General features: G+C 41.9%; 17 protein-coding genes and 1 pseudogene. 9 read left to right on the top strand and 9 right to left on the bottom strand.

Annotated features, from left to right (window positions below):
- Positions 1–136: 136 nt before the first annotated feature.
- From argB to FTV41_RS01895, 5 genes are all read right to left on the bottom strand, one after another.
- The gene (gene argB, locus FTV41_RS01915; protein WP_004975310.1) at positions 137–1042 is read right to left on the bottom strand and encodes an acetylglutamate kinase; all 906 of its coding nucleotides are present in this window, start codon (positions 1040–1042) and stop codon (positions 137–139) included.
- Positions 1043–1052: 10 nt separating this feature from the next.
- Positions 1053–2495 carry a phosphomannomutase/phosphoglucomutase gene (locus FTV41_RS01910; RefSeq protein WP_004975308.1) on the bottom strand — a complete coding sequence of 481 codons (1443 nt, stop codon included), beginning with the start codon at positions 2493–2495 and terminating at the stop codon, positions 1053–1055.
- A gap of 219 nt (positions 2496–2714) precedes the next feature.
- The gene (gene dut / locus FTV41_RS01905) at positions 2715–3167 is read right to left on the bottom strand and encodes a dUTP diphosphatase (protein WP_004975307.1); all 453 of its coding nucleotides are present in this window, start codon (positions 3165–3167) and stop codon (positions 2715–2717) included.
- 91 nt (positions 3168–3258) lie between these two features.
- Positions 3259–5298 carry a UvrD-helicase domain-containing protein gene (locus tag FTV41_RS01900; RefSeq protein WP_179996015.1) on the bottom strand — a complete coding sequence of 680 codons (2040 nt, stop codon included), beginning with the start codon at positions 5296–5298 and terminating at the stop codon, positions 3259–3261.
- A gap of 169 nt (positions 5299–5467) precedes the next feature.
- Positions 5468–6121, bottom strand: a complete 654-nt coding sequence (locus FTV41_RS01895) for an OmpA family protein (RefSeq protein ID WP_179996014.1) — start codon at positions 6119–6121, stop codon at positions 5468–5470.
- A gap of 256 nt (positions 6122–6377) precedes the next feature.
- Here FTV41_RS01895 and FTV41_RS01890 point away from each other — a divergent pair, with 256 nt between their 5' ends.
- The 6 genes from FTV41_RS01890 to FTV41_RS01865 all read left to right on the top strand — a co-directional run bounded on the left by FTV41_RS01890 (position 6378) and on the right by FTV41_RS01865 (position 10778).
- A complete protein-coding gene (locus FTV41_RS01890) occupies positions 6378–7304 on the top strand; it encodes an acyltransferase (protein ID WP_168418245.1) in 927 nt (308 codons plus the stop codon).
- 16 nt (positions 7305–7320) lie between these two features.
- Positions 7321–8379 carry a preprotein translocase subunit SecA gene (locus FTV41_RS01885; RefSeq protein ID WP_179996013.1) on the top strand — a complete coding sequence of 353 codons (1059 nt, stop codon included), beginning with the start codon at positions 7321–7323 and terminating at the stop codon, positions 8377–8379.
- Between the two features lie 139 nt (positions 8380–8518).
- Positions 8519–9241 carry a septum site-determining protein MinC gene (minC, locus tag FTV41_RS01880; protein WP_019838277.1) on the top strand — a complete coding sequence of 241 codons (723 nt, stop codon included), beginning with the start codon at positions 8519–8521 and terminating at the stop codon, positions 9239–9241.
- Between the two features lie 68 nt (positions 9242–9309).
- A complete protein-coding gene (gene minD, locus FTV41_RS01875) occupies positions 9310–10122 on the top strand; it encodes a septum site-determining protein MinD (RefSeq protein ID WP_179996012.1) in 813 nt (270 codons plus the stop codon).
- Between the two features lie 2 nt (positions 10123–10124).
- Complete coding sequence (gene minE, locus FTV41_RS01870) at positions 10125–10397, top strand: cell division topological specificity factor MinE (protein ID WP_096902698.1); 273 nt, start codon at positions 10125–10127, stop codon at positions 10395–10397.
- Between the two features lie 93 nt (positions 10398–10490).
- Positions 10491–10778 carry a PA4642 family protein gene (locus tag FTV41_RS01865; protein ID WP_179996011.1) on the top strand — a complete coding sequence of 96 codons (288 nt, stop codon included), beginning with the start codon at positions 10491–10493 and terminating at the stop codon, positions 10776–10778.
- Between the two features lie 108 nt (positions 10779–10886).
- On the opposite strand, the gene FTV41_RS01860 is transcribed toward FTV41_RS01865, so the two are convergent.
- Complete coding sequence (locus tag FTV41_RS01860) at positions 10887–14075, bottom strand: DNA translocase FtsK (protein ID WP_179996126.1); 3189 nt, start codon at positions 14073–14075, stop codon at positions 10887–10889.
- A 341-nt stretch (positions 14076–14416) separates the two neighbouring features.
- Here FTV41_RS01860 and trxB point away from each other — a divergent pair, with 341 nt between their 5' ends.
- The 3 genes from trxB (at position 14417) to FTV41_RS01845 (ending at position 17049) form a co-directional block, all read left to right on the top strand.
- Positions 14417–15370, top strand: coding sequence for a thioredoxin-disulfide reductase (gene trxB / locus FTV41_RS01855; protein WP_179996010.1), 954 nt, complete (start codon positions 14417–14419; stop codon positions 15368–15370).
- Between the two features lie 107 nt (positions 15371–15477).
- Positions 15478–16209: a leucyl/phenylalanyl-tRNA--protein transferase gene (gene aat, locus FTV41_RS01850; protein ID WP_131261723.1), complete on the top strand. Its 732-nt coding sequence runs from the start codon at positions 15478–15480 to the stop codon at positions 16207–16209.
- A gap of 24 nt (positions 16210–16233) precedes the next feature.
- A complete protein-coding gene (locus FTV41_RS01845; RefSeq protein WP_131261724.1) occupies positions 16234–17049 on the top strand; it encodes an arginyltransferase in 816 nt (271 codons plus the stop codon).
- 40 nt (positions 17050–17089) lie between these two features.
- Here the strand turns inward: FTV41_RS01845 and rimI are convergent, their stop codons facing one another.
- The 3 genes and pseudogenes from rimI to FTV41_RS01830 form a co-directional block, all read right to left on the bottom strand.
- Positions 17090–17548: a ribosomal protein S18-alanine N-acetyltransferase gene (rimI, locus tag FTV41_RS01840; RefSeq protein ID WP_004975283.1), complete on the bottom strand. Its 459-nt coding sequence runs from the start codon at positions 17546–17548 to the stop codon at positions 17090–17092.
- A gap of 106 nt (positions 17549–17654) precedes the next feature.
- On the bottom strand, positions 17655–18536 hold the full coding sequence (locus FTV41_RS01835; protein WP_004975282.1) for a metal-dependent hydrolase: 882 nt from the start codon (positions 18534–18536) through the stop codon (positions 17655–17657).
- A gap of 502 nt (positions 18537–19038) precedes the next feature.
- A pseudogene (locus FTV41_RS01830) lies at positions 19039–19193 on the bottom strand (elongation factor Tu); the annotation flags it as partial.

Genomic DNA, 19193 nt, shown 5'->3' with positions numbered 1-19193 from the left:
CAATTTTAAGATTGCAGGATAGGTGCAAAGCAATTTCAAGGATGCTGAATCAACAAAATTTCAGTTTCTTGCCGTAAATTTGACATAAAAAAGAGCTTCAATTGTGAAGCTCTTTTAGGGATCATCTTATAGAGTTTTATTTACGCGTTTGGACACGGTTGGTAATTAATGTTCCCACACCATGATCAGTAAAGATTTCCAATAAAGTAGCATGTGGCACACGACCATCTACAATATGTGCACTGATTACACCGCCTTTAACTGCATCCAATGCACAACCCACTTTTGGAATCATGCCACCGTAAATCACGCCTGTATCAATTAAACGATCTACTTCCTGCGTAGTCAAACCAGTTAACAGGTTTTTATTTTCGTCTAATACACCCGTAATATTGGTCAGCAAAATTAACTTTTCCGCACCCAATGCTTCGGCAACTTTACCTGCGACTAAATCGGCATTAATGTTATAGGTATTGCCTGCATCATCGACACCTAAAGGTGCAATCACTGGAATAAAGTCGCTGCTGGTAAACATTTCCAACACGTCGGTTTTGACACCCACCACTTCACCCACCAAACCAAGGTCAATTTGTTGTACTTCGCCTGTTTCAGTAGTTTTTTGCATCAATAATTTTTGTGCGCGAATCAAGTTACCATCTTTACCCGTCAAACCAATGGCACGACCGCCATGTTGGTTAATCAGATTGACGATAGATTTGTTGACGCTACCACCCAAGACCATTTCTACGACTTCCATAGTCGTAGGATCGGTGACACGCATGCCATCAATACGGTCAGACTCACGTCCCAATTGCTTGAGCATAGAATCCACTTGTGGGCCACCGCCATGCACCACAATCGGGTTTAAGCCTACAGTCTTTAACAACACGATATCACGAGCAAAAGAACTTTCCAGCTCAGGATCGGTCATGGCATTGCCGCCATATTTCACAACAAGGGTCTTGCCCGCAAAACGTTGAATATACGGCAAAGCTTCAGTCAAAATTTGCGCTTTGTCGATACCAGTCTGTTGATGTGGCATTCGCCTCTCCTTATTGAGCATCTAAAATGTCTTGGGCGATTTCAGGGTATCGCTCACTTAACATGGAAACAAATGTATCGCGAATATCATTCAGTCGTGATGGATTATCGGCATCAAAACGCACCGTAAAATATTCGCCTGTATTGGATGCTCGAATAATGCCAAATCCATCTTCAAAATCAAGTCTTACACCATCTATTTTACTTAATTCTGCACCACTGCGATGGCTAGAACTTTCAACATCATTTAAAACCGCACTCGGTTCAATATTCCGTGTGCTGATATACGTGTCTTCAGTGCAGCAACGCTCAGGGTATTTCTGCATCAATGCCGAAAGGCTGCTGTAATTACTGTGGCTTAAATATTCCAACACACGCAGCGCTGCGTAAATACCATCGTCATAGCCAAAACCACGTCCATCATTGAATACATAATGTCCTGCGTATTCGCCACCGAACACAGCCTTGCCTTGCGACTGCGCCAAATAACGCCGCAAGAAGGTACTGCCCGTGCGAATCATCACCGCTTCGCCACCCAAATCACGCACGGTATTGCGCACCATAGTGGAGCATTTTACATCAAACACCACTTGATGCTGAGGATGAGTTTTTAAACACATTTCTGCAAATAAAGACAGCAAACGATCTGCTGAAAGCACATTGGCATGTTCATCCAAGAGGACGACACGATCACCATCGCCATCTAAAGCAATGCCAATGTCCGCCTGATGTTCACGCACCGCAGCTTTTAAATGTTGTAAGTGTTTTTCTTGTGATGGATCGGGTGCATGTTCTGGAAAATGACCATTGGCTTCGCAGCGTAAAGCAATCACCTCACAGCCCATTTTTTGCAAAACCAAAGCAGCGCAATGACCTGCCGAACCATACATCCCATCTAAAACCACTTTAAAAGTGCCCGCCAGTTGAATATCGTTCAACATTGCCTGCTGATATTGCTGACACGCATCTTCAATAAATTCATGTGAAATATTGGTGGCGTGTTGTGAGGCGATGGATGGTGCTGCATCGGTATTTAAATAATATGGCGCTGCATCGTGTGCCACGTGTTGAATCATTTCAGGGGTTGGCGGTTCGCCCTGCACAATCCATTTAATGCCGTTGTCTGATTTTGGATTATGACTGGCCGTAAGCATAATGCCATTGCCTGCCGTGTGTCGTGCCATAAAATACAACATCGGGCTAGAACAACAACCCACCATCGTCACTTGAAATTGATGGGCAAGAAAGACTTGGCGCATAATTTCAGCATAAGCGGGGCTATTTAAACGCGCATCATAACCAATACTAATTTGAGTTTGCTTTTCTTGTTGATATTGTTGCACCAATCCTTGTGCAATGGCGTGTACCAATTTCGCGGTCAGCACAGTTTCTTTGCCACGAATGTCGTAAGCGCGAAAAATATGCTGAGGAAAAAGTGTTTGTGGATTGTTCATAGGCTTACAACTACAAAGATGAGCCAACATAAAGTGAATAAATCTTGGCTCGAGATATTTTGAAAATTCTAATTAGATTTTTTAATAGATGTGCAATGGTCTCATCAGAGCTAGTGATTTACTTGTCATTATTAGTACATCTTTCGTTACTTTTCAAGAATTGTTGGTAAAGTTTCAGATAAAACTTTACCAAACGATATAGGCTGAAACCTAAGTAACTTAGTTTTTGCCCGTATGCCCAAAACCACCTGCACCACGTTCGGTGGCAACAAATTCATCTACTTGTTCAAACTTGGCCTGTACCACAGGAACCAAAACGTATTGCGCTAAACGCTCACCAGGTTCTAAGCTAAATGCTGTTTGGCTACGGTTCCACACCGAAACCATCAATTCACCCTGATAATCTGAATCAATCAAACCCACCAAGTTCCCCAACACGATGCCATGTTTGTGACCCAAGCCTGAACGCGGCAAAATCATGCCTGCAAAACCTGTATCTTGAATATAAATCGCTAAACCTGTTTTGACCAATACTGTTTGACCCGGCTCAATCACGGTGCTGCTGTCTACACAAGCACGTAAGTCCAACCCTGCCGAACCTGCGGTTGCATAAGTTGGCATTGGCCATTCTGTGCCTAAACGTGAATCTAAGACTTTAACTTGAACTTTCATGAAGTTTATCCTGTTTTTAAATTTTCAATGTAATTTCGATATAAATTATGCCCTTTGATGCTGTACTTGCATCAACACCGCTGAATGTTTTTCAGCGCTTAATCAGAGCACGTAAATTTTCCAAATAATGCTGTGCCTGTAATTTCGGATCGACATCACCGGCTAACTTTTTCTTACGTCCGAGCCATTCCAATTCATCTTGTGGTAATTCATCCAAAAAACGACTTGGGGTCATTTGTTTCATTTGCCCGCCCGCTTTGCGCTGCTCTGCCAAAGTAATGGTTAAGCCCTGACGTGCACGAGTAATCCCCACGTACATCAAACGGCGTTCTTCCTCGACAGTATCTGCCACAATTGAGTTTTTATGCGGTAAAAGCTCTTCTTCCAAGCCAATCAAATACACATACGGAAATTCCAAACCTTTGGACGCATGCAGGGTGAGTAAATTGACTTTATCGGTGTCTTCTTCTTCCTGTTGCTGTTCGAGCATATCGAGCAGCACCATTTTACGAATCACACTTTCAATATTTTTTTCATCGACATCTTCAGCGCGGTTAATCAGACTTTGGATGCTGCTATACAGCACCTCAATATTATCTAGCTTGGTTTTTTCCTGCGCAGGTGTAGCCGCTTGCTCTTTAATGTAGTCGATATAGCCTGCTTCGAGCATCATCTGGCGGATGATTGGCACAGGTTCATCATCTTCCAATAAATTACGAGTAAAATTACCAATAAAATCTGAAAACTCTGCCAACTGCGTCGTGGCTTTTTTCGGAATTGCCATGGTTAGGCGCTGATCACCTGCAGCAGCCAATAATGACAAATGGTTTTCCTGTGCAAACAGCCCTAGTTTTTCCAAAGTCACAGGACCAATCGCGCGTTTAGGCGTGTTAATAATGCGTAAGAATGCGCTGTCATCTTCAGGGTTAATAATCAGACGCAAATAACTCATGATGTCTTTGATTTCAGCACGTGCGAAGAATGACTGCCCCCCCGAAAGCTTGTAAGGAATTTGCATTTGACGTAATTGGGTTTCCAGAATACGTGCCTGAAAGTTCCCTCGGTACAAAATTGCATAATCTTTCCAGCTTTTACCATTCATCAGTTTATGCGTGAGTAAGTCTTTAACCACGCGTTCTGATTCATCATCATCATTGCGGCATGTAATTACCCGAATCACTTCACCATGACCTTTATCTGACCACAGTTTTTTGTCAAAAATATGTGGATTATTGCCAATGACGGTGTTGGCCGCTTTTAAAATGCGACTGGTCGAGCGATAGTTTTGCTCAAGTTTAATCACTTTTAAATTCGGGAAATCATCTTTCAGCAAGGCCATATTTTCAGGCTTCGCACCGCGCCAAGCGTAAATCGATTGGTCGTCGTCACCTACCGCAGTGAACTGCCCCATTACGCCCACAAGTAATTTCACCAAGATATATTGTGCGGTGTTGGTGTCCTGATACTCATCGACCAATAAATAACGAACACGGTTTTGCCACTTGTCACGCACTTCGGCATTTTCTTGCAAAAGTCGTGTCGGCATTACAATTAAATCATCAAAATCTACCGCGTTATAGGCACGTAAATTACGTTCATAAAGTTGATATAAATGTGCAAACTGGATGTCTTCTGGCGTTTCGCAGGTGGTATGCGCCTGCTCTGGTGCAATCAGATCATTTTTCCAGTCTGAAATCATCTTCATGGCTTTGGCAATCAATTCTTTGCTTTCTGCACCCGACAAATTATCGCGGTGCATTAAATCCATCAGAATACGTTTGCAGTCATCGGCATCTAAAATAGAGAAGTTGGCTTTTAACGGCGTGTGTTTTAATTCAAGACGTAATAAATTCAGACCAAAGGTGTGGAAAGTCGAAACCGATAATCCTTTAGCTTCTTCACGTGACAACAATTTGGTCACACGCTCTTTCATTTCTCGTGCTGCTTTGTTGGTAAAAGTCATCGCTGTAATACGATGCGCAGGAATCCCGCAATGCTTAACCAAATAGGCAATTTTTCGGGTAATCACCGAAGTTTTGCCTGAACCTGCACCTGCAAGCACTAACAAGGGTCCTTGAGTGTATTTCATCGCTTCAAGTTGCTTGTCGTTTAACTGACTTGCCAGTGTCATAGTATTTCCTCTATTTCGGTTCGAGCTCGATTATAGTCATCTCCGCCAAAGATGACTAATCTAAAATGCTACTTTAGACGTCATTGTCTATTTGCTGAGTAGACCCTAGAAATTGCTTGCATAAAAAAACCGCCCGAAGGCGGTTCTTTACAATCTATACAATGCCAGATTATTGGATTGCATAAATGCTGATTTCTACACGACGGTTTTGCTCACGACCTTCTGCAGTAGCATTCGATGCGATTGGGTTTGCAGCACCGTGACCTTGTGCATTAATACGTGAATTTGATACACCACGGCTAGCCAAGTAGTTTGCAACCGATTGTGCACGTGCTTGTGACAATGGAATGTTGATTGCGTCGTTACCAGTGCTGTCAGTATAACCTGTTACCAAAATACCGCTCTTGTTATCTTGGGTTAGCGTTTGCGCTACTTTGTCCAAGGTAGAATAGAAGTTTGGTTTGATGTTTGATTTGTTAGTATCAAACGTGATGTTACCCGGCATGATCAAGCCAACAGAACCATCGGCATTACGGTTTACTTCTACGCCTGTACCAGCCATTTGTTGACGAAGTTGTTTTTCTTTATTGTCAAGATAAACACCCGCAGCAGCACCCACTACAGCACCAATCGCTGCAGCACGGTTGTTTTGTGCGCTTGTATTTGCGTTACCTTTAGAGATGCCATAACCCGCAGCAGCACCAATTACTGTGCCTAACGCAGTTTTGTCATATTCCATACCACCAAGGTTGTTACCAGTCGTTTGACAACCAGTTAAAACCATTGCCCCTACGACTGCTGCCGAAATTGCTAATGCACGCATGGCATGCCTCCTTACTTGTGTTTTGTTGTATATGCTGAATATTGAATGAAAAAATATACTTAGACCATTGATTTTTTGTTAATAAAAAAACTTTTACTTACAAATATACATGATCATGTACAAATCTTGGTATAACTTCATCACAATTTCTACACACTTTCACTTCAACACTTTTTTATTTTAAAAACAACATTTATATTGAGTCTATAAATCAATATGTGACGCATTGGACGATTTTTCTTCAGGACCGATTTTTATGTCATCGCAAGCTAAAAAACACCCTTTATTAAAAAAAATCACAAAAGGACTCACCGTGGGTACAGTCATTACTGGCAGTACATTTTTTCACGGTCCACCTGTGTTGGCGCTGGGCTTGACCAAACTGCTTAAACAGTCCCGCAAGGTCGATGAAACCAATATTCAAATTACCAACAGTTGGCTAAGTGTCAATAACTGGCTGATTGACCATGTTTTACCCAACACAAAGTGGGACATCAGTATTGATGAAGACTTGGCACTCAGTATGCAAGGTCGTTACCTGATGACCTGTAACCACCAAAGCTGGGTAGACACTACGGTCAATCAATATTTTGGTTTAACCCGCATGCCACTGACCCGCTTCTTTACCAAGTGGGAACTGATCTTTATTCCATTTGTTGGTCAGGCCTTTAAAATTTTAGGCTTCCCAATGATGAAACGGCATACCAAAGCCCAGATTGCTAAAAAACCTGAACTGAAAGATCGTGATATGGAAGAAGCACGTAAAGCTTGCCAACAGTTGTTGAGTCAGCCCTTTACCCTGCTCAACTATTTAGAAGGCACTCGCTTTACTCAAGAAAAACATGATCAGCAGCAATCGCCATATCAACATTTATTAAAGCCTAAAGCGGGTGGTTTAGCGCTGGCTTTGAATATTTTGGGCGATCAAATTGATGCTTTGGTGGATATGACCATTGTTTACCCAGACGGCGTGCCTGGCTATAGCGAGTTCTGGCTCGGAGAAGTTCCTCGCATTGCGGTAAATTTACGAAAAATCAACATTCCAGACTGGGTCTTGGGTGGTAATTACGAAGATGATGCGGAATACCGTGAGCGTTTCCAGCAATGGGTGCATGAATTATGGTTGGAAAAAGATCAGCTGATTGAATCCATGCAACAAAAATTTGCTGCCCCGACGGCCTAACCCAATCAGGTGAACCATGAAAAAGTCTGAAGAGCCTGTAATCAAATCCTCATTCCATACCCTGCGTAAAGATTCATGGGGTTGGAAAATTGCCTTAATTTATGACTTGTTTTTGATGGGTTTAATCATCTTCAACTTGTTCTGTTTAAGTACCAATGCCATTTTAATGAGTGATTTTGGTGAATGGCTGTTCGACTTTATTCGCCTGCCTGAAATCTTACAGTTTTATCGGGGCGAGTTACGTCCTTGGGTGATTATCACCGAAGGTTGGTTTACCACATTTTTAATTGTGGAATTGGGTGTGCGCTGGGGCATTGCTATTATTTTTAAGCATCATCAACGCTGGTGGTTCTTTCCGTTTGTTCACTGGTATGAAATTCTCGCAATCATTCCACAGCTACGTTTTTTACGTTTATTACGCGCCTTTGCTATTGGCTACAACCTGCATAGTCACGGTTATAAAGTCATCCCAAATAGTTGGTATAAACGTGGCAACTTCTATTACAGCTTATTGATGGAAGAACTGAGTAGCCGAGTGGTACTGACTGTGCTGAATGGCGTACAGCGTGAACTGACCACCAGCACCACACACAAACAGTTTATTGATGATTTGGTCGAGCGGCATCGTCAGTTACTGGCCATTGCACTGGCGGATATTCTGCAAGAATCCTTGGGTAAAGAGTTGCAAGCCCAACGCCACCTGATTGCAAAAAACGTAGGGCTGGTGGTCAATCAAGCCATTGAAGATACACCTGAGCTAACTCAGCTTCTGCGTCTGATTCCATTGGTTGGCGGTCGTATTGAACAGCAAATTCAAAGTATTGGTCAGCGACTGGGCGAAAACATTACCCAAGGTTTGATTGAACCTTTTGCACAACACAACTCACAGTCCAGCAACCCGACGTATCAAATGATTGCCGAAAAAATTAGTCAGATAGAAGTTGAACATAATCAGCATATTGATAAATTAGTAGAGTCAGCAGTATTTGAAAGTTTGGAAGCCATTCGTAAACAAGTAAAAGTCAAACAATGGCAACAAATTTTAGATGAAGGACAACAACAGCATATTTCATGAGTGCGTTTTAACATTTTTACGATTGGGATAAATATTTTTAGTCATGCAACTAGAGAATTCACCCGATTTGTTCTAGGATTTGCTCTATTTATAATATGACTTCGACAACCAGCAGAGTCAGAAGTGTTAAGGAATTATTATGGCTGACATACGGATAAAAGGCAGATTGGTCAATGCGATTCGCATTAGCTTAGACACCAATGATCATGATGCGATCCGCCAGCAACTAAGCCCAATGTTGCAAAAATCATTTCCACCAGGTGTTTTGGTGGTGATTGAAAGTTCAGTCGAACAGGAACTGATTGCACTGATTCAATTACTCATCAGTTTAGAGGCACAGCCAATTGCGGTGACCGAAGGACTATTGGGCGATCAGGCACGTGCCATTCAATTTCCTGTGATTCCACAAGACCGCCCACTTCAGGAAGTGAAAGCGACCAAAGAACAAGTGGTGGAAGTTAAACCTGAGCCTGCCGCAGAACAACAGGCTGAAAATCAAGTCGCTGAAACGGCACCTGCAGTGGCACATATTACGTCGTATCACGATGAAATTTTGCGTACAGGCCAATGTCTGGTACAGCATCAGGGCGACATCATTTTAACCGCAGGCATTAACAGCGGTTCAGAAGTGATTGCTTCAGGAAATATACATATTTATGGTAGTGTACGTGGTAGAGTCATTGCCGGCGCGGGCGGGAATATTGCAGCACGAATTTTCTGCCATTCCCTAGAAGCAGAATTGGTATCTATTGCAGGCACATATTGCGTTGCGGACGACATTCCACAGCATGTGACCAAAAAACCTGTGCATATTTACTTAAATGATAACCAAGAGCTTGTATTTGAAGCTCTACAATTTTAATGTATAAATAATCACCAAAAATCCCCAAAAAATATAGGGGAATTTAAACCATAACAGGAGTGGATTCGGTGGCGAAAATTGTTGTCGTAACATCAGGCAAAGGTGGCGTAGGTAAAACCACTACAAGTGCATCTTTTGCAACAGGTTTAGCCCTACGTGGTCAAAAAACTGTTGTTATCGATTTTGACGTGGGTTTACGTAACCTTGACTTAATTATGGGTTGTGAACGTCGCGTTGTTTATGATTTTGTGAATGTTTTAAATAATGAAGCGCGTTTACAACAAGCATTAATTCGCGATAAAGATATTGAAAACCTTTATATTCTTCCAGCCTCACAAACCCGTGATAAAGATGCCCTGACTGATGAAGGCGTGGCACGTATTATGGATGAGCTAGCACAAGAGTTTGATTACATTATTTGTGACTCACCTGCAGGGATTGAGCGCGGTGCTATTTTAGCGATGTATCATGCCGATGAAGCGATTATTGTGACCAACCCTGAAATTTCTTCAGTACGTGACTCTGACCGTATTATTGGTATGCTAGACAGCAAAACTAAAAAAGTAGAACAAAACGAAGGTCGTATCCGTAAGCACCTGTGTATTACACGTTACAACCCAGAACGTGCCGATAAACAAGAAATGCTAACGATTGATGACATTTCTAAAGATATTTTACGTGTACCCACTTTAGGTGTAATTCCTGAATGTAAGAGCGTACTTCAAGCATCAAACGAAGGTAAACCTGTCATTCTGTATAGCGATGCTGCTGCAGGTCAGGCTTATGATGACTTGGTTGCACGATTCTTAGGTGAAGAACGTCCGTTTCGCCATATTGAAGCGAAACCTAAGGGCTGGTTAGCACGATTATTTGGAGCGTAGACATGGCAGGATTTTGGAGCAAATTATTCAGCGGTGAAGATAAGCCATCTAGCGCACAAACAGCAAAAGATCGCTTAAAAGTGATTGTTGCTTCTGAACAAGGTCTTGGTAAACGCTTAAGCCAAGACAAAATTGATCAGATGAAGAAAGAAATCATGCAAGTGGTGAACCGCTACGTGCGTGGGGTAGATGAACAACACATTCAAATGTCAGTACGTTCAGAAGCCAATATTGAAATGCTAGAAATGAATATCAATTTGCCTGAAGAGCGATAATCTGAATACTGATTAGTCAAGCAAATTGAATCAGGGCAAAATAACGCAAGTTATTTTGCCCTATTTTTTCAAAAGAATATAAAGGAGATTGCTATGGCATTATCTCAACCTGCAACCTTTAATGAAGCATGGTCAGATGAACGTGTGTTTGCTTACTTAAATCAGTTGCCACCTGCAGGTGTCAATGCAGATTTCCATGTGTTATATCATGCTTTTAAACACATGCGTCCAAGCGACTATGAGCGCTTATTGACCCAGTTTATTGCCGATGGTCGTGACATGAATGCCACCAATCCTGAAGGTCAACGTATTCATGACGTAATTGCTGAATTCCCTCGTCAAAAAGATGAGTTTTTAGCAGTTTTAGCTAAGTTTGCCTAAACGATTTAGCAGTCATTTCTTTAGCTAAATTCAGCAAAAGATACTGAAATAAAAAAATCCCGCAATCGTCATTGCGGGATTTTTTGCATAAAACAAAATGCGAAAACACTAAACTAAAATTTCACGTTTTCCGTTTGGCCCTTGCTCACTGACAATGCCCTGCTCTTGCATTTGATCGACAATACGTGCCGCACGGTTATAACCTAAGCTAAATTTACGCTGTAAAGACGAAGTCGAAACTTTGCGTGTTTCCAAAACAAACGCCACACACTGATCATAAAGCACATCACGGTCTGGATTGCCTTCACCATCTTCAAAACCACGTGAAGAGGGTTCTTCATCAAATGGGGTCAAGATTTCATCCACATAATCTGGGTCACCACGTTCTCGCCATGCATCACAAATACGGTTAACTTCATCATCTGAAATAAACGCACCATGCACACGTTCTGGTTCAATTTTACCAGGCCCCAAGAACAGCATATCACCATGACCAAGCAAGTCTTCTGCGCCACCTGCATCTAAAATGGTGCGCGAGTCAATTTTTGAGTTTACGCGTAAGGCCACTCGGGTTGGAATGTTGGCTTTAATCAAACCTGTGATCACATCTACCGATGGACGCTGAGTCGCAAGCAATAAATGAATCCCTGCTGCACGTGATTTTTGTGCCAGACGGGTAATCATTTCTTCTGCTTTTTTACCGACCTGCATAATCATGTCGGCAAATTCATCTGCCACAATCACAATAGAAGGTAATGGTGTTAAGCGTGGAGCACGTTCCTGTGTCGCAGAATCACCCGGTTTCCAAGTTGGATCAATCAGGTCTTCGCCACTAGCAAGCGCCTCTTCCACCTTACGGTTATAGTCGCTTAACTTACGAATTTTAAGGAAGGACATTAACTTATAACGACGTTCCATTTCATTGACACACCAATTCAAAGCACTGACCGCATCTTTCATATCAGTCACGACAGGTGTCAATAAATGTGGAATATCGTTATAGTTAGCCAATTCCAATTGTTTCGGGTCAATCAGAATTAAACGCAATTGATCAGGTTTGTATTTCAGCAACATCGACAAAATCATCGAGTTCACCGCAACCGATTTACCCGAACCTGTTGTACCTGCAACCAGCATGTGTGGTGCTTTACCCAATTCGGTAATCACAGGATTGCCTGAAATATCTTTACCCATCGCCATCGATAAAATGCCGTTCGGGTCTTCAAAAGCAGGGGTTTGCAATAATTCAATCAAACGTACCATTTCACGTGAACTATTCGGTACTTCAATGCCAATATACGGTTTGCCCGGAATCACTTCGACCACACGTACCGATGCCATCGACATTGAACGCGCCAAGTCACGAGAAATATTGGTTACTTTTGAAGCTTTGACCCCAGGTGCCAAATCCAGCTCAAAACGGGTCACGACAGGACCAGGCTGTGCTTCAACCACTTTGGCTTTGACATTAAATTCCTGTAATTTAATTTCCAGCAATTCCGACAAGCGCGATAATTGTTCTGCGGTGAAGTTCACTTTTTTGTTTGGATCGACTTTATCAAGCAAATCCAAACCCGGTAATGGCGATAAATCACGACGTTTTTCTGCAACCTGCATGGCGCGTGACATCGGACGACCATGTGCATCGGTCAGCGGCGCATCAAAATCAAAGTCATCTTCGTCTAGTGGTTTGCCTGCGGTTTCCTGCCAAGCTTCGATAAATGCTTCTTTGGATAACGCCACTTTTTCTGCTTGTTCAGCCTGTGTAGCAGTCGCTGCGTTTGCCATCACTGCGGCAGTGGCTGCCGTCTGAATAGGTGCCTGAACAAAAGCAGAACTTTGTGCATAGCTACTGGTACTACGCGCTACAGGCGCTTGATCTTGAAATGCATCTTGCTGTAACTCATCACCCAAAAGATCATCCACCAACAAGTCATCTAAACTGTCTAAATCATGCTGCAAATGGCGCTCTTGGCGTACAGCATGATTTTGCGTATTCGAAGCACTTGACGATGGCGGGTTAAAATCTGACTCAAATCTGCTGAGATCATCGTTAAAATTGTGAGCCGTAGGATTCGAGTGCGGATGCACTGTTTCTTGCTGGGTCACAGACTCATCTAAAGTATCCATTGCCCCGCTGTTTTGGAATGGGCTGTGTAAATCACTTGCAGCTTTGCCTTGCGGAACTGCTGCGAGCAATTCATCAAAAATTTGATCATCATCCCAATCTAACGAAGATTTTGCAGTGGCTTGAGATGCCGTAGATGCAGGACGCACTTCATCAAAAGGATTCGATTGTAGATGTGGCTCTGGTTCTTCAGAAGCACGTAATAATGCATGAATGTCTTGGTTATGCTGACTGTCGGTATTTTCTTGTAAAGCACGCCACACTTCGCCTGTCGCAACAATACGCTGGCTGTCTTGTTCTAAGCGATGCGCCTTTTCGATGGTTTTTTCTAACTCAACATCATCAATTTCATCTTGCACCAATAGCTGTTGCTGCGCCTGTTGCTCTTCTTCTTCACGTTGCTGCATGTGATTAAACATACGCTCTGCCGCAGGATGTGGCGCAGTTGTTTCAGCTTCTTTCGCCTGTGCAACCACGGGTTCACTTGCTGCTTCTAAATCAGTTGATGCCACTTCAACAGCAACCACAGGTGCAGCAGCGACAACGGTCTTTTTCACCTGTGGTGTAGAACGGTCAAAGTCAGATTCTGCTTCAGGTACATTGCGATAGAACAAATCTTGCAGATAAGCAGGTGTAGCTTTTAAAGTTGCCCACGTTCTGTTCCACTTCACCCCAAATGCGAGGGTAAATAAGAAAATCCAAAAGACGACTAAAAAAAGTGTTGCTCCATAAATGGTTAAAATTTGCGATAAACTTTTCCCAAGTTCAAAACCAATGATGCCGCCTGAGGCATTGTCTAACGTATCGGCAGGTACTTGCCAAAATAAATACAGCAAACTTGCTGTTGCCAATAAAATGAAGAATTGTGCAGCATAACGAAATGGTCGGTTTAAAAAACTACGTGGCCACCAGACTTGTAAGGCTTCAATAAAAAAATAAGCAGGAAGAAGCAGACTCGCCCAACCTAAAAAGCCAAACAGTAAATCGGCAATCCACGCACCTGCGATTCCACTCGCATTTGAAACCTGTTGGGTGTCACTGGAAATGTGCATCCAACCTGGGTCAAATGGAGTATAGGTCACCGTTGCAAGGAACAGATATATTCCAAAAGAGACCAAAAATAATGTCGCTATTAAGCGATGTGCATAAGCACCCGACACCGCAGTCATATATTGTCCTGTCGCCAATTCTTCATCAATGTTTTTTGTTTGTTCGATGGTCTTAAAAAGCCACCTGATTCGGAGCGTCTGTATTTCATTTAGCTGTGTCATTTAAGTTGCATTTCACGATGCAAGCTTCACCACACAGCAAGCTATAAATTATAACAGACCTTCTATTATGCATGTGTTGCCTAGAAAAAGATGCAAGATTATTGAAGTGTGTTGTTAACTTTTTCTATATAGCTCAAATCGATTTACATGATCAGTAATATCAACTTTAATCACACAGCAAACTCATCCTGTTTCACGTATAATTCCATAAATTTCTAAATAAAAAAAGGATGCTGTGCATGAGCGCTCGTCACTCACGTTTAATTATTTTAGGTTCAGGCCCTGCAGGTTATAGTGCTGCAGTATATGCTGCACGTGCCAACTTAAAACCGACTTTAATTGCAGGCTTACAATTGGGTGGTCAACTCACCACAACTACGGAAGTTGATAACTGGCCAGGTGATCCTGAAGGTTTAACAGGCCCAGCGTTAATGGAACGTATGCAAGCTCATGCGGAACGCTTTGGCACAGAAATCGTGTATGACCATATCAGTGAAGTAAACCTGAATGTGCGCCCATTTGTACTGAAAGGTGATATGGAAGAATTTACCTGTGATGCTTTAATCATTTGCACAGGTGCGACTGCACAATATTTAGGTTTAGAATCTGAAGCAGCATTTATGGGTCAAGGCGTAAGTGCTTGTGCTACCTGTGATGGTTTCTTCTACAAAAACCAAAAAGTGATGGTCGTTGGTGGTGGTAACACGGCTGTTGAAGAAGCATTATACCTGTCTAACATTGCATCACACGTGACATTGGTGCATCGTCGTGATTCACTTCGCTCTGAAAAAATCTTGCAAGATCATTTATTTGCCAAAGAAAAAGAAGGCAAAATCAGTATTCTTTGGAATAACCAAGTTGATGAAGTCTTGGGCGACAACACAGGCGTAACTTCAGTACGTTTAAAATCAACCACTGATGGCTCTACTCAAATTGTTGATGTGTCTGGCTTATTCATTGCGATTGGTCACAAACCGAATACAGGCATGTTCGAAGGTCAATTGAACTTGCGTGATGGTTATATCCAAGTACAAAGCGGCACTTCAGGCAATGCGACTCAAACTTCTGTGGCTGGCGTATTTGCTGCAGGTGATGTGGCCGATTCAATTTATCGCCAAGCGATTACTTCTGCAGGTTCAGGTTGTATGGCAGCTTTGGATGCAGAAAAATATTTAGATGCACTTGGTGAATAATTTAGTGACCAAGTTTAAAGACCGCTCTCCTTGAGCGGTTTTTTTATCACGGCATTTTTAGGTATGATGAAATCAAGTTCATCGTAAAACTTCATACGGCAATTGATATGCACACGCTCCCGGCTTCACAATTCATTTTCCCCGATCCCATTGAAGTTGATCCTGAGGGTGAAGGCTTGATTTGTGTAGGTGCAGACCTTTCCCCTTCAACCTTATATGAAGCCTATACACATGGCTTATTTCCATGGTTTTCAGAAGGTGATCCTATTTGTTGGTGGAGTCCTGAGCCACGTTGCGTAATTATTCCGCAACATTATCAGCCGAGTAAGTCTTTAATCCGCAACATGAAAAAAATAGATTATCGCATTACTATCAATCATGCCTTTGAACAAGTGATTCGCAATTGTGCCTTGCCCCGTAGCTACGCCAATGATACTTGGATTTCTGAAGAGATCATTCAAGGTTATTGTCAGCTTTTTGCAGCAGGTTATGGCTATAGTTTAGAAGTTTGGGAGCAAGATAGTTTGGTCGGTGGTTTATATGGAGTCAGTATTGGCAAAGGCTGTTTTGGCGAGTCCATGTTTAGCCATCGTACCGATGTCTCCAAAATGGCATTTTATAGTTTGATGCTGCTCGGACAAGAACAACAATTGCCTTGGATTGACTGCCAATTGGTCAATGACCATTTAATCAGTCTCGGAGCATGTACACTTTCTCGCCAAGACTATCTTAAATCGTTACAAGATGTTGTAAAACAACCTGCAATCAATTGGAAAAAATATCAGGACAGTGTATTTTCAAGTAAAACAATAGCGCAGTATGCGCGCCTACTTGAATGACAATAACAGAGAGGGATCTTGACAATGAATTCATATCACCCAAAATCCCTGCTAAATGATTTGCAGTATTACATTACTCCGCCGCATGATTGCAGCTATTTACCTGAAAAATCTGCGCGGATGGTTTTTTTAGATCCTGCACATAAAATTGATGTGCTGACTTTGTCTGAACTCTCTCGGGTCGGTTTTCGTCGCAGTGGCGATTTTGTCTATCGTCCTGAATGCCATTTGTGCCGCCAATGCCTTTCTTCACGTATTCCTGTCGCTGAATTTAAAATGAACAGCACGCAAAAGAAAGCTTGGAAACGCAATCACGATTTACAGATCAAAATCACCAAGCCACAAGATGCAGGTGATTTGCATTATGCGCTGTATGAACGCTATATCAATGAACGACATGCCGATGGCGATATGTTCCCTGCCAGCCGTGACCAATTTGAAAAATTCCTAATCCACAGTTGTACCAGCAGCTTCTTTTTAGAGGTTTGGCAAGATGATCGCTTAATTGCAGTATCGACCTGTGATTATTTAGATGATGGTATTTCTGCGGTCTATACCTTTTTTGACCCAGACGAAAGTCGTCGCTCACTCGGAACATTTGCGGTATTAAAACAAATTGAACAGGCACAGCATTTGGGACTGCAATATGTTTACTTAGGTTATTGGGTACCACATTCCAATAAAATGAACTATAAATCGCAATATGTGCCCCTTGAGCTACTGCTTGATGGTCAATGGCGACGCATTAACCGCAGCCTAAATACCGATGAGGTGCAGCAATTGGGAAACTCCTTAATGACCACGCTGCCCTTAGGCTGGAATAACTCCATCATCAAATAAAAATGTAATGATGCAATACTGATTTTTGCATCGATCAGATTCACTTAAACAAACTGGCAAAATCATCGCTACAAGATTTCACCATAATAATGGCATGCTCCCGTGTGCCATCCGTTTTAGGATAATAATTTTTACGTAAATCAATTTGATGAAAACCTGACTTTTCATACAGGGCTATCGCAGCTAAATTACTTTCACGTACTTCTAAAAAAATCTGCACAGGTTGGTTTTTCAAACCTGCAATAGAATGTTCTAGCAGTTGATAACCTAAACCTTTGCCTTGCTGACTTGGATGCACCGCCATCAACAACAAATTTGCTTCATCCAACACAGGTTGCAAAATACAAAAACCCACCACTCTCCCTGCATGTTCAATCACGGTACTGTGATAACTCTCTACCGCTTCGGCAAATTGTTTGGCACTCCACGGATGACTTTGTACCAAATTTTCAATCGCAACCACATCGGCGACATCATGGGCTTGCATTAAACGAATCATAAGAAATGATCTTGTGCTGTTCTAAGATGTAGGCATTATAGATTTCACGACAAAAAAATCGAGCAAAAAAAAAGGCAACTTACGTTGCCTGACCAAAAGGAAAAGTTTAAAAGCCTAATTTAGCTTTCCAAGTATTTAATAATGTTGTGGTATCAAAATCGTTAGGATGAAAATTCGGTTTGAAATAGAACAACATTTCTTTGCCCATGCCTGTAATAATCCCTTTAGATGGACTATAGGCATAACGATAAATCATGCGTAAATTTTCCAAATTCAACTGCTTGTCTTGTTTTAGTAAACGCCACAAAAAATAGTTTTGTACAAAAAATAAAGTCAGCATCGAAATAACCAAAGAACTTGTACGTAGTGCATAGGCTTTCAGACCTTTGCCAAACACACCTTCAAATACATCATACGCAACAGCTTTATGTTCGTTTTCTTCAATCGCATGCCACAACCACATAGTTTTCATGGTGTCATCGGTCATCAATTCTTGAATATGTGAATTGGTCAATAATTGTGAGGCAATCGTAGCTGTGAAATGTTCTAGCGCAGTGGTCGCAGTTAAATCTACCATTTTCTGTGTAATGCCAATCGGTTTAGCCAACTTTGCCATAAATTTGCGTGTAGTTTGAATCACAGTATCTGTATAACAATCCAAAGTATCAACATCATGCCCAAATTTCTGTGCAGAGGCATTAAAACCGACATGCTCATGCGTGTGCATGGCTTCTTGTCCAATAAATGCACTGATTTCTTTCTGTAAATCTGCATTGTCTTTCAGCATTGGGTGATAACGCACAGCACGCACACTGTCTATAAAGAACTTCTCACCTGCGGGAAATAACGCAGATAATGCAGTCATAAAATGCGTTAGACCTGCATTACCATTCATCCAATATTCAGGTACAGCATCAAAGTTGAAATTCATTCGACGGACAGGAAAACTCGCCCCTGCACGTTCACTAATACTCACTTTAGCATTCATGTTGCTCACTCCTGAGGTTACAACAATGAAGTCATTCATTTCCTGTAACCCGCTATATTTTTTATTTTTCGGTATGAGTTCATATTACGGTTTTCTGTGCGGTATTTAAGTGCAGTTAAGGACAGTGAGTTGTCAGTTCAGGACATGAGGAATAAAAAATAATGATAAGTGAAATTATTTTTTGTGACGCAAGAGTAAAAAATAGACAATGAAATTATTTTTACGACGCAAGAGTAAAAAAATAGACGATGATTTTTTATGACGTAAGAGCAAGAATAATTAGACAGCAAAATTATTTTTATGATGTAAGAGAAAAAAAGGCAACTAAACCGCAGCAAAAGAATGTTCATAAAATGGTTTTAGATTGATTCAAGGTTTAAAGAACAGCTATTTCATCCATCAATACAGTAGGACAAGCTTTCATCCACCTGGAAACTAGCACACAAAATACAGCCATAAAAAAAGCGCCCCAAATGGAGCGCTTTTTCACACTATAAAGTGATTATGCTGTTACTTTAGCAACAACACCAGCACCTACAGTACGACCACCTTCACGGATCGCAAAACGTAGACCTGGGTCCATTGCGATTGGGTGGATTAATTCTACTGACATTTCAACGTTGTCACCTGGCATTACCATTTCAACGCCTTCTTTCA

The organism is Acinetobacter sp. YH16051 (assembly GCF_013417135.1).
Classification (GTDB): domain Bacteria; phylum Pseudomonadota; class Gammaproteobacteria; order Pseudomonadales; family Moraxellaceae; genus Acinetobacter; species Acinetobacter towneri.
The sequence above is the reverse complement of the archived record's forward strand: the minus strand, read 5'-3'. Positions and strand labels throughout refer to the sequence as shown.

What these genes read in the sequence shown, in the direction of transcription:
- argB (WP_004975310.1), bottom strand. Translation starts at nt 1,042, where the DNA reads ATGCCACATCAACAGACTGGTATCGACAAAGCGCAAATTTTGACTGAA.
- FTV41_RS01910 (WP_004975308.1), bottom strand. Translation starts at nt 2,495, where the DNA reads ATGAACAATCCACAAACACTTTTTCCTCAGCATATTTTTCGCGCTTAC.
- dut (WP_004975307.1), bottom strand. Translation starts at nt 3,167, where the DNA reads ATGAAAGTTCAAGTTAAAGTCTTAGATTCACGTTTAGGCACAGAATGG.
- FTV41_RS01900 (WP_179996015.1), bottom strand. Translation starts at nt 5,298, where the DNA reads ATGACACTGGCAAGTCAGTTAAACGACAAGCAACTTGAAGCGATGAAA.
- FTV41_RS01895 (WP_179996014.1), bottom strand. Translation starts at nt 6,121, where the DNA reads ATGCGTGCATTAGCAATTTCGGCAGCAGTCGTAGGGGCAATGGTTTTA.
- FTV41_RS01890 (WP_168418245.1), top strand. Translation starts at nt 6,378, where the DNA reads ATGTCATCGCAAGCTAAAAAACACCCTTTATTAAAAAAAATCACAAAA.
- FTV41_RS01885 (WP_179996013.1), top strand. Translation starts at nt 7,321, where the DNA reads ATGAAAAAGTCTGAAGAGCCTGTAATCAAATCCTCATTCCATACCCTG.
- minC (WP_019838277.1), top strand. Translation starts at nt 8,519, where the DNA reads ATGGCTGACATACGGATAAAAGGCAGATTGGTCAATGCGATTCGCATT.
- minE (WP_096902698.1), top strand. Translation starts at nt 10,125, where the DNA reads ATGGCAGGATTTTGGAGCAAATTATTCAGCGGTGAAGATAAGCCATCT.
- FTV41_RS01865 (WP_179996011.1), top strand. Translation starts at nt 10,491, where the DNA reads ATGGCATTATCTCAACCTGCAACCTTTAATGAAGCATGGTCAGATGAA.
- FTV41_RS01860 (WP_179996126.1), bottom strand. Translation starts at nt 14,075, where the DNA reads ATGACTGCGGTGTCGGGTGCTTATGCACATCGCTTAATAGCGACATTA.
- trxB (WP_179996010.1), top strand. Translation starts at nt 14,417, where the DNA reads ATGAGCGCTCGTCACTCACGTTTAATTATTTTAGGTTCAGGCCCTGCA.
- aat (WP_131261723.1), top strand. Translation starts at nt 15,478, where the DNA reads ATGCACACGCTCCCGGCTTCACAATTCATTTTCCCCGATCCCATTGAA.
- FTV41_RS01845 (WP_131261724.1), top strand. Translation starts at nt 16,234, where the DNA reads ATGAATTCATATCACCCAAAATCCCTGCTAAATGATTTGCAGTATTAC.
- rimI (WP_004975283.1), bottom strand. Translation starts at nt 17,548, where the DNA reads ATGATTCGTTTAATGCAAGCCCATGATGTCGCCGATGTGGTTGCGATT.
- FTV41_RS01835 (WP_004975282.1), bottom strand. Translation starts at nt 18,536, where the DNA reads ATGAATGCTAAAGTGAGTATTAGTGAACGTGCAGGGGCGAGTTTTCCT.